The following is an 11651-nucleotide window of genomic DNA, read 5'->3' on the forward strand; positions in this document are numbered from 1 at the left end:
TCTTTCGATGAGCGACGTATCCACCACCCGGGTTGCCGCCGCAGCGGTCGGCGTCAGCAAGGTCTACGGCAGCGGCACCAGCGCCACCATCGCTCTCGACGCGATCGATCTCGAGATCACCAGCGGCAGCCTGACGGCCATCATGGGCCCAAGTGGTTCGGGCAAGTCGACTCTGATGCATGTCTTCGCCGGGCTCGACACGGCCACCAGCGGGAAGGTCAGCATAGGCGACACCGACATCACCCACCTCGATGACAACGCCCTCACGCTTCTTCGACGTCGCAGCCTCGGTTTCGTCTTCCAGGCTTTCAACCTCGTGCCCACGCTCAGCGTGCTCGGCAACGTCACCCTGCCGTTCGAGCTCGACGGGCGAAAGCCCACGACCGACGAGCTGGCCTGGGTGCGACTGCTGCTCGGCCGGCTCGGAATCGGAACGCTCGAAACGCGCCGCCCGCATGAGCTCTCCGGTGGGCAGCAGCAGCGTGTCGCGATCGCCCGTGCCCTGGCGATGCGTCCGCAGTTGATCTTCGCCGACGAGCCGACCGGCAACCTCGACTCCCGCTCGAGCCGTGAGGTGCTCGGGCTGCTGGGCGACCTGACCCGCGAGTTCCAACAGACCGTCGTACTCGTGACGCACGATCCGGTTGCCGCCTCGCACGCCGACAGGGTGATCTTCATCGCCGACGGCCGCGTGGTCCAGGATGTCACGAAGAGCGATGCGAAGACCCTCTCCGACATCATCCTCAGCCTCGAGGTCGCGGCGTGATCGCCCTTGCCCTCCGGGAGCTCTGGCACGGCGGCCGCCAGCACACGTCAAGCGTGCTCGTCGCGTTCATCACCTCGGTGTTCGCCACCATGATGATCGAGATGGACATCGTGCTGCGGGTGCAGTCCATCGGCGGCCAGTTCATTCAGCACGGCTACGTCGTCGCGCTCCTCGACGTGCTCGACCTGCTGTTCTTCTTCATCGCCGTGTTCGTCGCCTGTATCGTCACCGCGAACACGTTCGGCATCATCATGGCCGGGCGAGCCAAGCACATCGCCCTCATGCGCCTACTCGGCGCGTCAGCGAGTACCCTTCGCGGCGCCATTGCGATAGAAGGCGCTGTCGTCGGATTCGTCGGAGGCGTGCTCGGGCTCATCGTCGGCCTGCTCGTGACGCAGATCGCGTACGGTGCCCTTGTCTCATCGGGCACCTTCGTGAACGTGTCGATCGACACCCTCTCCCCGCTTCTCGTCGCACCGGTTCTGGTCGGCGTGGTCAGCACCACGGGTGCGGCCTGGTTCGGCTCGCGTAAGATTCTGAACGTCTCGCCCATCGAAGCGACCGGCGCCACACAGGAGCCGAAAGCCGTGACGGCCAGCGAGATGCCCCGCCGACTCCGCACCCTGGTGATCGTTGCCTTCGTCGGCGGTATCGTGCTGCTCGTCGCAGGGGTCGCCGTGGGGCTGAAGAGTCCGCTCGGGCTGCTCATAGCGGCCCCCGGCGGGGCGTTGAGCTTCGTCGGTTTCGTTCTCGGCTCGTCGTTCTTCATTCCCGCGATGTTGAAAGCCGCCGGCCATCTCACCGGCCGGTCGACGCCCAGTGTGCTCGCCAGCGCCAACGCTCTGCGCTACCCCGCGAGGTCTTCGCGATCGACGATCGGGCTCATCATCGGGGTGACGCTCGTGACGATGTTCACCGTCGCCGGGCAATCGTTCCTCGCCGAGAGCGGTCCCGTCGCGGCCGCGGCAGATCCTGCCGAAGCGGCGGGCGACCAGGCCTTCCTGCAGCTCACCACCGGCATTCTCGCGGTGCTCATCGGGTTCTCGCTCGTGGTCGCCGCCATCGGGCTCGTCAACTCGCTCACACTCAGCGTGATCCAGCGACGTCGCGAGATCGGGCTACTGCGCGCCCTCGGGTTCACAAAAGGACAGGTTCGCACGATGATCCTGGCCGAGAGCATCCAGCTCACCGTCGTCGGCGGCGCCACCGGCCTCGTACTCGGCGTGTTCTACGGCTGGGCCGGCGTCCTCACCGCGATCGCCAGCGACCACCACATCGGCGGGATCTTCCTGCCCACGATTCCGCCGTGGATCATCATCAGCATCATCGCCGGCGCCGTCATCCTCGCCATCGTCGCGTCGGCCGTTCCGGCACGATCCGCCGTGCGAGTCTCCCCCGTCAGAGCATTGGCCATCGAGTGATCCATATCCACACCGCCAGCCTTCTCGACCCCACGCCTCTCCTGGAAGGAGTGGGGCCCTGGGCGTTGATCGTCGTCATGGCCATCGTCTTCATCGAGACGGGCCTGCTGTTCCCGTTCCTGCCCGGCGACACCCTCGTCTTCACAGCCGCCCTGCTCGCCGGGCCACTCGGCCTGCCGCTCCCGCTGCTGGTGGTCGGTACAGCGGCCGCCGCCATCCTCGGCGACCAGACCGGGTACCACATCGGCCGACGGTTCGGGCCGAGACTGTTCAAGCCCGACGCGCGCATCTTCAAAACGAAATACCGCGACCAGGCCGACGAGTTCTTCACCCGTTACGGCGGCCGCGCCCTCGTTCTTGCGCGCTTCGTGCCGCTGGTGCGCACATTCGTGCCGCCGATCGTGGGAATGTCGAAGATGCCGTTCCGCTCGTTCCTGCTCTGGAACGGCATCGGCGGCATCGCCTGGGCTCTCATTCTCACCCTCGCCGGCTACTTCCTCGGCGGCATCCCGTTCGTCAAAGACAACATCGAAGTCATCGCCGTGCTCATCGTCATCGTCTCCGTGCTTCCGATCGCGATCGACATCCTCCGTCGCCGGCGAAAGGCCTGACGGCCGCGTGGACGTTCTGGCCGGGTTGGTACCGACCCTCGTCGCGGTGCTCCTCCTCGCCGCGATCGCCGGCCTCGGTCTCACTGCGGCGCGTGTGCCCCAGGCCTCCACGCCGCTCTGGGCGATCCTCCGCGGCGCCGCGCAACTCGCCGCCCTGAGCCTGGTGCTGGCGGGAATCCTGGGCAACCCGCTCCTCGTGGCCGCAGGCCTGGTGGTCATGTTCTCGGCGGCCGTCTACACCGTCTCCCGGCGCATCCATGCCGATCGGCGACAGACCGCGGCCATCGGCGCGGCAATGATCACCGGCAACCTTGCGGTACTGATCATCGTTTTCAGCACCGGTGCGATCGAGTTCTCTCCGCGCTACGCCCTCGCGATCGGCGGAATCGTCATCGGCAACACCATGAGCATCGCGACCCTGACAGGACGCACGTTCCGCTCCTCGGTGCGTGACCACTGGGACGAGGTCGAAGGGTGGCTCGCGCTTGGCGCCGGCCCGCTCGAGTCGACCCGTTCGCTAGCCCGCACCGCCATCCACTCAGCCCTCGTCCCCTCGATCGACCAGACCAAGACAACCGGCGTCGTCGTCCTCCCCGGAGCATTCGTCGGCGCCATCTTCGGCGGCGCATCCCCGCTGGAGGCGGGCCGGTTCCAGATCGTCGTGCTCGCCAGCATCCTGGCGGCCGGCACCATCACCGCGACACTCCTCCTTCGCCTCATCGGCGCTGTCTCCCAGAAGCCCGCCCCCGAGATCTTCACCACACGGAAAGTCCGCACCACATGACATACCTCAGGGCGTTCCTCGCCCGCGTCGGTCCCACCGCGACCCTCGTCATCATCCTCGCCGTCGGCCTGCTCATCGCCATTCTCCTCAGCGCCGCCGTGGCACAGGTCTACGACTCGATCACCGACACCGATGGCGTCTCGGGGCTTGACCAGCCCATTCTCGACTGGGTCATCACCCTCCGCTCCCCGGGCGTCGACGCCGCCGTGACGGCGTATACGAACGTGGCCGGTCCGATCGGGATGCCGATCATCGCCGTCGCAGCTCTTGTTGCAATGGGTATCCGGTGGCGATCCTGGACCCCGGTCATCCTGATCATCGCGGCCGGAGGCGGATCACTTCTTCTCACCATCTCAGGCAAAGACCTGATCGGCCGGGTTCGCCCGCCACTCAACGAAGCCATTCCGCCCTACGAATACTCGCCCTCGTTCCCCAGCGGCCACACCCTGAACGCGGTCGTCGTCGCGGGCACCATCGCCTACCTCCTCGTGCTGCACCAGACCTCGAAGCTCGCCCGCACGCTGACGATCGGTGTTGCGACGGTCTTCGCCGTCACCATCGGGCTCAGCCGGGTCTTCCTCGGGCACCACTGGTTCACCGACGTGCTCGCCGGATTCATCCTCGGGCTGGCGTGGCTCGCGATCATCATCACCGCTCACCGCCTCATGCATATCCTGCGCGCGCGCCGCCGCGCACTCAGACGCCCTGCCGACCCGACCCCAGAATCGAGCCTCCTGTGAACCTGTTGTACGCCATCATCCTCGGCATCGTGGAGGGACTCACCGAATTTCTCCCCGTCTCCAGCACCGGCCACCTCACCCTCGTCGAGAAACTACTCGGGCTCTCGATCGACGATCCCGGAGTGACCGCTTTCACCGCGATCATCCAGTTCGGTGCGATCGTCGCGGTCATCCTCTACTTCCGCTCCGACATCATCCGACTCATCGCCGCCTGGTGGCGAGGCTTGTTCAGTGCCGACGCCCGCCACAACCCTGACTACCGGTTCGCCTGGTACGTCATCGCCGGGTCACTGCCCATCGGCATCGTCGGGTTCGCCGCCAAAGACCTGGTCTCCGGCGCCCTCCGCAACCTCTGGGTCGTCGTCGCCGGACTCATCCTGTGGAGCGCCGTCATGTTCATCGCCGAACGGATCGGCCGGAGGTCCCGTCCCGAAGAGAGCCTCACGCTGAAGGACGCCCTCATCATCGGTCTGTTCCAGTGCATCGCCCTGATCCCCGGGGTGTCCCGTTCGGGTGCGACAATCAGCGCCGGCCTACTCCGGAACCTCGACCGAGTTGCCGCGACCAGGCTCTCGTTCTTCCTCGCCATCCCCGCCCTCATCGGCGCCGGCGCCTACGAGAGCGCGAGCCAAGCCTCCGCGGTAAACGCCACCGTGGGTTGGGGGGCCGTCGCCATCGGCACCGTCGTCAGTTTCATCGTCGGCTATGCCTCGATCGCCTGGCTCCTCCGACTGGTGGCGCGGCATCCGATCACCGTCTTCATCTGGTACCGCATCGCTCTCGGGCTCGTCGTCGCCGTGCTGCTCGCCACCGGCGTGCTCGCCGCCACCTGACCCGGAACCCCGCATCGACCGGTCGGGATGCAGTCGCGCCTCGAAAACCCAAAGGTTTTCGAGGCGTCTTGCGCCGACGCACTCGAGCTGAGGGACTGGTCCGATGCCTGTGCGGCCAGAGTTCCCGAGTGGAACTGTGGCTGTGGTAAATATCAGTCACCCGTGTCGTGGTGGATCGAGCTTGCGAGCATGGCGACGAGTTGGTTCCCGGTGACGTTCCACTTTTCGGTGGAGAGGTGGCCGCTGAGTTCCATGCCGGAGATGCCGTAGGCGCTGGACATGAGAAGGGCTCCATACCGGCGTGATTGATCTCTTCCCACGATTTCAGCGACGATGTTGAGGAACTCTTCCTGAGACCTGCTGGCCGCCTCAGTCGCGCCGACTGTGTTTCCGGATGGAGCGCTGAACATCAGCGCGTAGAGGTGTGGGTGTTCGCGGCCGACGTCGACCAGGGCGAGAAGGGCTCGCTCGAGTCGAGTTGTGGGAGAGAGGTCTTTGTCAGCGTGGAGACGCTGCAGTCGGTCGGCCAATCCGTTCCAAGCGTCGATGGCCAACTGGGCGAGAAGGTGCTCCTTGTTCTTGAAATGGCCATACGGGGCACCGCGGGAGACTCCGGCCAGTGCGCCGACGGCTCGAAGCGTGACAGCGTCGGGACCTCCGGAGTCAAGGAGTTCCGACGCGGCGAGAACGAGGGACCTCCGGGTGGTGGCGGCAGTCTCAGCACGGGTGACCACACCGACAAGCTTAGTTGACATTGTCATCCGAATGCGCCATGATCCTTCATATGACAACGTCACACCGAAAAGAGCTCATCATCGTGACCGGCGCCTCGACCGGCATGGGTGCAGCCACGGCCCGCGAGCTCGGCTCTCGTGGCTTTCACGTCCTTGCCGGGGTCCGCCGCGAGAGCGACGCCGAAAGAGTTCGCGCGGCGGATCTCGAGCCGGTGATCATCGACATCACAAATCCCGGCAACATCGAGGCTCTTGCTGCTCGGGTCGCGGGCGATCCCGAGAGCCGACCGCTCCGAGCCGTGGTGAACAATGCCGGCATCGCCATCAACGCACCGGTCGAGACGCTCCCGCTGGAGCAGTGGCGCCGGCAGTTCGAGGTGAACCTTTTCGGGCACATTGCGGTCACGCAGGCGGTGCTGCCGTTCCTGCGCCAGAGCCGTGGTCGGGTCGTCAACATCAGCTCTGTCGGCGGCAAGATCGCCATGGGCACCTATGGCGCCTACTCCGGAGCGAAGTTCGCCCTCGAAGCAGTCAGCGACTCCTTGCGCCGAGAACTCGCCCCCCAGGGGGTTCAGGTCGTGCTGGTAGAGCCTGGCGGTGTGAAGACAGAGATGACCGGCCACGGCATCGAACGTGCACAGGATTTCGTCCAGCAGATGACTTCTTCGCAGCGCGACGTCTACGGCGACCTCATGCAGGCGGTCATCAACCAGGCCGTCTCTTTCACGAAGTCGGGTGTTTCTGCGGACAAGGCCGCTCTCGTGATCGCCGAAGCCGTCACCGCCCGCAAGCCCAAAACCCGGTACACCATCGGCCGAGACGCAGCCCTGCTCACGCGCCTCGCTCGAATCCTGCCCGACCGCACCCTGGACCGGATCACCGCAGCCAACCTCCGCCCCCACTTCCCCAAAGCGGCAGCCCAGCGCTAGAAAGCAACTGCATGTCCAGATCCACGACAAGGTGGATCACCCTCCGCGTTCACCCGGATGGGAGCTGAATACTGTGCGGGCGTGCGGGCGTGCGGGCAGTCGCACGAGGAGAACCTCCAGCCTTCGTAGTCGTCGGGCGCAGAAAAAGACGAGGTGCCCTCGTACTTTCAAGGCTGCCGTCTCTCGCCATGGTTGCTCTCAACAGCCACAACGAAGCCGTCGCTATCGGGGGTGGGGGTTTTTTCCGATTTCCATTGCCATCGCAGCGGTTATGGTGATTGCCATCATCGGAATCGCTGTGTACGCCGACGATGCTCGGGCTCCTCGTGCTAGCTGACGAATTCGGAACCGTCCGCTCTGGCTCTTGTAGAAGCAGGGCCTATCGGCGTTTCATTCGCGGACTCTCGCCTCCGGACGAGGAATAGCTTCCAGCGCGGCGAGGGCATCATCAAGGGCAGGAGCCAAGGGGCCGATTGCGTCTGCAATGACCGCGTCGAGGCTCAATATCACTGCTTCGCAACGGTGAAGAAGCGCTTCCCCCGACGGCGTCAGTCGCAGTCGCTGCCGCCTACGGTCGTTTACGTCCCGCTCCCGGACGATCGCCCCACGAGACTCAAGATCGGTAGCGAGCGCGACGACGAGACTTGGGCCGACGCCCATCAACCCGGCAAGATCTTGCTGGGTTCTCGGTACGCCCTCACGAAGCACCGCCAGCACGGCCACGTGTTTCGGTCGAACACCCTCCGCCTCGACGGAACGGGCAAACACCTCCTCCCACCGCGCGCCCAACACTCCGAGACGGAAAACAGTGCTGGTCAGAAAATTCAAAGTCGCCACGGAGAAATGCTACAGTGTGAATATGATTCCGCTGCTGAATGATTCACGGTATGCACGATTTGCTTCTTATGCGGTACCGGGGTTGAACATGGCAGCCGCCCTTGCTTCTGGCGCTTTTGGGATTGTTGCGATGGCCAATCCATCAACGCTTCTCGGCTCACCCGCCACCTCCGATCTCGGTACGAGGTTCTACGTCGACATGTACGGGGTGCGGTCCTTGGTTCTCGCCGCCGGGCTCATGACCGCCAGTCTGACTATCCGGCGCGCACCGACCTTCGCTGCCATCGTCATTGGGGGTGGCGGCCTCGTGCAGCTGGGTGATGCCGCAATCGCAGTCCACCTCGGAACGCCCGGCGTCGTCGGAGCGAGTATCGCGGCGGCGATCCACCTCGCCAGCGCTAGCTTCCTGCTCCGCTCCACTCGTCACCCCCATCCATCCTCATGACTTCCTGCCAGAGCACACAGCGATCGGGCTCACTCCTCCAATGAACACCCGCCGTTCAGCAGCCCCAACTGGCCTTGACCCAGTCTCGATAGCCCATCCGCGAAGAGATACGCGCTTCGCTGCGCAGGCTTCGCCGGCTCGGCGACGAGGGCCGAATAGTGATGGCCGAGGACAGCTGGAACACCGACTGGCACGACTCCAGAGTCGCGATCGAGATAGCGGCGGCAGCGCTCGAGCGCGCCGACGCAGCTATCCTCCGGATGCATACCCTCCTACACCCCAACGGTGGATACCCACCAATCCCCGATTAGACCGGGCGCCGTTCCGGACTTTTGCTCGCCGGATATTGCTCCGTCAGACGCACCTGACCGGGATGCTTCAACGGACGGCCCTGCGGGACTGTCAGACAATCGGTGTCCGGTGCTCCGAGCTTTGGGGCCGCTCATTGGTGGTAGTTCTGAAAGAAGATAGCAGCGTAGAAGGTGAGGCCCAACACCGTCCCAGCCAGCCAGACAGCAACAAAGACAGACAGAACGGTGGAAGTGCTCGAACTTCGCCCTCGGATCCGAGCGAGACGTGCAGCGATTACCCAGACTGCGATTGTCGAAGCCAGTTGCACCCCGGCACCGATGAGGACATAGACGAGCCCTCCTGTCATTTGCGCGTTATCGGCCCGATCGGACTGTGTGGTGTTCTTCAGGAAAAGGAATGAGTTGAGAAACCCCGCCGCGATCAGGATTGGCGGGATGAGGCCAGCTCCGAAGAGAGCTACTAGCCACAGGGATGCCCGAAGCGTGCGAGCTTGTTCCGTTTGATCGTCAACGAGGTCAGGCGTGCTCGCCCTGTATTTCGGGATCACTGTTCTCACCTGTTCTGACTTCCGCTTCTAAGTCATCTCGCCGAGCGATGCCGACCGGGATGACGCCCGGCCCAACCGGCCAATCGTCAGACTGATGCTCCCACGGCACCTTCACTCCTGTAAGTCGTCATTTGCGAGGACAGACGGTCTCGGCACAGACTCTCGTCACGCATCAAATGGTTGCGGCCCGACAACGAGGAAAAGCTCAAGACTGTCGCACGGGAGAGAATCCGCCATCGTCCGCGATGCTTTAGGCCTTCACGGCGTTCACCTCCCGGGCGAAGAAAGACCACACCCCCGGGCGCCTCGTCGTGCGGCGCATTCCCGAACTGAACAAGAAAGACCTCCAGCACCCGACCGCCTAACGGGCAGCCCTGATCGTTGAGCGTCGTCTCTTCTTAGGCCGCGCTAGCGTTGGAGCATGCGCGTTCTTTGCTCTTTCGTTGGTGGTGCAGGTCATCTCGTTCCCCAATTGCCGCTCCTGCAAGGACTCGCTGAAGCAGGTCACGATCTGAGCCTCGTCGGACGAGCCTCTGGTGTCACGTCCGCTCCTGCGGGGCTGTTTCAGCGCATTTCAGCCCGCCAGGATGACCGGACCCGTGTCACGAGCGAGATAGCTCCGTTGTTACCGGTGAACCGAGAGGCGGAGGTGGACGTAGTTGCTGAGTATTTCGCGGGCGATGCTGCGCGTCAGTCTGCGGACGCTGTCGAGAAGGAGCTGCCTTGGGCGGACGTGATCGTTTGTGACGAGCTTGACTTCGGCGCGATGGGGGCAGGCGCCCGCGCGGGATTGCCGGTTGTGGTCGTCTCTGTGATTGCATCGGGAGCCCTCGTGCGAGACGAGCGGATCAGCGGCGCGCTCGAGAGGCTGGGGGTCGCCCTGGGCCTGGCGCAACAGTTCCCGCATCGGGGAAACCTATTTGTTGTGCCGTTCGCGCCCCGTATGCGCGACCCGAAATTTCCAGCTCCCTCGGACGTAGCTTGGATGCGGCCTGCTGAAGGAAAGGATCCAGCTCCGAACGGCTCGGTCGTAGCAACGCTCGGAACAGAGTTCAACACCGAGTCCGGCGATCTCTTCGATCGGGTGCTCAGGGCGCTGGCGGGTTTGAACGCTCCCACTGTTGTTGCCGTGGGACGCGATCTCGATCCGGCTCGCTTCGGGCGGCAACCGCCGCATGAGCGAGTTGAACGTTACATCGATCTCGAATCGCTGATTCCGCAGGCGAGTGTCGTGCTTCATCACGGGGGTAGCGGCCTGTTCATGAGATCTGTCTTGGGCGGCGCCAGTCAGATTGTCTTCCCAATGGGCGCGGACCGGCCGTTTACAGCCGATCGGGTGGATAGTCTCGGCATCGGACGGGTGCTCGATCCCCTCTCTGCTACCCCGGATCTCATTCGAGATGCCGTGGCAGCACTACGTGACGACGGCACAACGCGCAATAACGTTCTGGCCCTGCGGTCGGACGTTCTTGGGCTCCCCGACTCCACAATCGTTGTTCGTAGAGTGGAAACTCTGGCGGACAACGCCCGCTGAGGGATCGCCTCACGGCCGCGCAGGTGTTGGTGCCCAAGCTCATCTTCCCACCGCTTACTCTGTGGCAGATGGCCAGCGGGATCGTGCACGGGAACTCGAGCATGATGGTCGCGCTACTCGAGCGGGAACAGGTGGGGCCGTCGAACGGCCGTTCAGCCGACTACAACGTGACGTCGAGCGTCCAGATGATCGCATGGTTCTACCATGCAGCGCTCGACATGAGCGAAGCTCTTCTCGTTTTATAGGACTCACGAAACATGGCGCCGGGGATCGACTGAGCCACGCGGCTGATGCCGGCGAGACGGTCCGGGCGTTTGTGGCGCCGGGCGCTGCGTTGGCTTGCATCCCCCGAGTGCTCCGTCCAAGACGGACCAGGAACGTCTGCTGGTCATCGGCCCCGAACTCGCCAGCGTTTTCGCTGAGATCATCCACCGGGTTCGGGGCGGAAAGGAACGTATCCCGCTGATCAGCCGCTAGGACCCACCGGAACGAACCCACAGCCAATCGTTGCCGTTCCTCTTCCAACGTCGGTGGGGTGTTAACGCCGACCGAAAATGGTACCAATGTTGCCGATTGAAAACGGTGCCACGTGGTGTGTTTAGTTTGTCGTAGTGGTGAGGGTTTTGTGTCCTCGGAGCCGGTAGCTGGTGCCTTTGAGGCTGAGGACGTCGGCGTGGTGCACGACCCGGTCGATCATCGCTGAAGCGATCGTGGGGTCACCGAAGACATCGCCCCACCGCCCGAAGGGCAGGTTGCTGGTGAGGATCAGGGAGGCGTATTCGTACCGGGACGACACGAGCTGGAAGAACAGGTTCGCTGCGTCCTGGTCGAACGGGACGTAACCGACTTCGTCCACGATCAGCAGGCTGTAGCGCCGCAGCCGGCTGAGTTCGGTGGCGAGCTTGCCGCGGGAGTGCGCTTCTTGGAGTCTCGTGACCCACCCGTTCGCGGTGTCGAACAGGACCCGGTGCCCGGTCTTCGCGGCCTTGATCCCGAGCCCGATCGCGAGGTGCGTCTTCCCGGTCCCCGGGGGTCCGAGGAGGATGACGTTCTTCGCTTCCTGGAGGTAGCTGCTCGTGCCGAGGTGCGCGATCAGGGTGCGGTCCGCTCCCGGCTGGTGCTCGAAGTTGAACTCCTCGAGCGTCTTGATCCCCGGGA

Annotated in this window: 14 protein-coding genes; 10 read left to right on the top strand and 4 right to left on the bottom strand. The window is 64.2% G+C overall.

Annotation, left to right across the window (positions count from 1 at the left end; translation table 11 throughout):
• Window positions 1-7 precede the first annotated feature (7 nt).
• The 6 genes from B7R22_RS01935 to B7R22_RS01960 are packed head-to-tail and all read left to right on the top strand — an operon-like array spanning window position 8 to window position 5155.
• On the top strand, window positions 8-766 hold the full coding sequence (locus B7R22_RS01935) for an ABC transporter ATP-binding protein (protein WP_116410114.1): 759 nt from the start codon (window positions 8-10) through the stop codon (window positions 764-766).
• The gene (locus tag B7R22_RS01940; RefSeq protein ID WP_116410115.1) at window positions 763-2187 is read left to right on the top strand and encodes an ABC transporter permease; all 1425 of its coding nucleotides are present in this window, start codon (window positions 763-765) and stop codon (window positions 2185-2187) included. The genes B7R22_RS01935 and B7R22_RS01940 overlap by 4 nt, the downstream gene beginning before the upstream one ends.
• Window positions 2184-2798 (top strand): VTT domain-containing protein, encoded by a 615-nt coding sequence (locus B7R22_RS01945; protein WP_253258827.1) that lies wholly within the window; start codon window positions 2184-2186, stop codon window positions 2796-2798. The genes B7R22_RS01940 and B7R22_RS01945 overlap by 4 nt, the downstream gene beginning before the upstream one ends.
• Window positions 2799-2805: 7 nt before the next feature.
• On the top strand, window positions 2806-3582 hold the full coding sequence (locus tag B7R22_RS01950) for an ABC transporter permease (protein ID WP_116410116.1): 777 nt from the start codon (window positions 2806-2808) through the stop codon (window positions 3580-3582).
• Window positions 3579-4322, top strand: a complete 744-nt coding sequence (locus tag B7R22_RS01955; RefSeq protein ID WP_116410117.1) for a phosphatase PAP2 family protein — start codon at window positions 3579-3581, stop codon at window positions 4320-4322. The genes B7R22_RS01950 and B7R22_RS01955 overlap by 4 nt, the downstream gene beginning before the upstream one ends.
• Window positions 4319-5155 (top strand): undecaprenyl-diphosphate phosphatase, encoded by an 837-nt coding sequence (locus tag B7R22_RS01960; RefSeq protein ID WP_116410118.1) that lies wholly within the window; start codon window positions 4319-4321, stop codon window positions 5153-5155. Before B7R22_RS01955 ends, B7R22_RS01960 begins: the two co-directional genes overlap by 4 nt.
• Window positions 5156-5307: 152 nt before the next feature.
• Here the strand turns inward: B7R22_RS01960 and B7R22_RS01965 are convergent, their stop codons facing one another.
• Window positions 5308-5916, bottom strand: coding sequence for a TetR/AcrR family transcriptional regulator (locus B7R22_RS01965; protein ID WP_216363351.1), 609 nt, complete (start codon window positions 5914-5916; stop codon window positions 5308-5310).
• Window positions 5917-5939: 23 nt separating this feature from the next.
• On the opposite strand from B7R22_RS01965, the gene B7R22_RS01970 reads away from it, so the two are divergent.
• Entirely contained in the window at window positions 5940-6818 is an 879-nt protein-coding gene (locus B7R22_RS01970; protein WP_116410120.1) for an SDR family oxidoreductase, read from the top strand.
• A gap of 390 nt (window positions 6819-7208) precedes the next feature.
• Here the strand turns inward: B7R22_RS01970 and B7R22_RS01975 are convergent, their stop codons facing one another.
• Window positions 7209-7655 (bottom strand): MarR family winged helix-turn-helix transcriptional regulator, encoded by a 447-nt coding sequence (locus B7R22_RS01975; protein ID WP_116410121.1) that lies wholly within the window; start codon window positions 7653-7655, stop codon window positions 7209-7211.
• Window positions 7656-7785: 130 nt separating this feature from the next.
• On the opposite strand from B7R22_RS01975, the gene B7R22_RS01980 reads away from it, so the two are divergent.
• Window positions 7786-8100: a hypothetical protein gene (locus B7R22_RS01980; protein ID WP_116410122.1), complete on the top strand. Its 315-nt coding sequence runs from the start codon at window positions 7786-7788 to the stop codon at window positions 8098-8100.
• Between the two features lie 442 nt (window positions 8101-8542).
• Here the strand turns inward: B7R22_RS01980 and B7R22_RS19010 are convergent, their stop codons facing one another.
• On the bottom strand, window positions 8543-8959 hold the full coding sequence (locus B7R22_RS19010; RefSeq protein ID WP_116410123.1) for a hypothetical protein: 417 nt from the start codon (window positions 8957-8959) through the stop codon (window positions 8543-8545).
• A gap of 421 nt (window positions 8960-9380) precedes the next feature.
• Here B7R22_RS19010 and B7R22_RS01990 point away from each other — a divergent pair, with 421 nt between their 5' ends.
• Window positions 9381-10493 carry a glycosyltransferase gene (locus B7R22_RS01990; protein WP_147305268.1) on the top strand — a complete coding sequence of 371 codons (1113 nt, stop codon included), beginning with the start codon at window positions 9381-9383 and terminating at the stop codon, window positions 10491-10493.
• A 68-nt stretch (window positions 10494-10561) separates the two neighbouring features.
• Window positions 10562-10738 (top strand): hypothetical protein, encoded by a 177-nt coding sequence (locus tag B7R22_RS19015; protein ID WP_172582144.1) that lies wholly within the window; start codon window positions 10562-10564, stop codon window positions 10736-10738.
• Between the two features lie 353 nt (window positions 10739-11091).
• On the opposite strand, the gene istB is transcribed toward B7R22_RS19015, so the two are convergent.
• A partial coding sequence (gene istB / locus B7R22_RS02000) for an IS21-like element helper ATPase IstB (protein WP_116410126.1) occupies window positions 11092-11651 on the bottom strand: 560 nt, incomplete at its 5' end.

It is taken from the genome of Subtercola boreus, assembly GCF_003399635.1.
Classification (GTDB): domain Bacteria; phylum Actinomycetota; class Actinomycetes; order Actinomycetales; family Microbacteriaceae; genus Subtercola; species Subtercola boreus_B.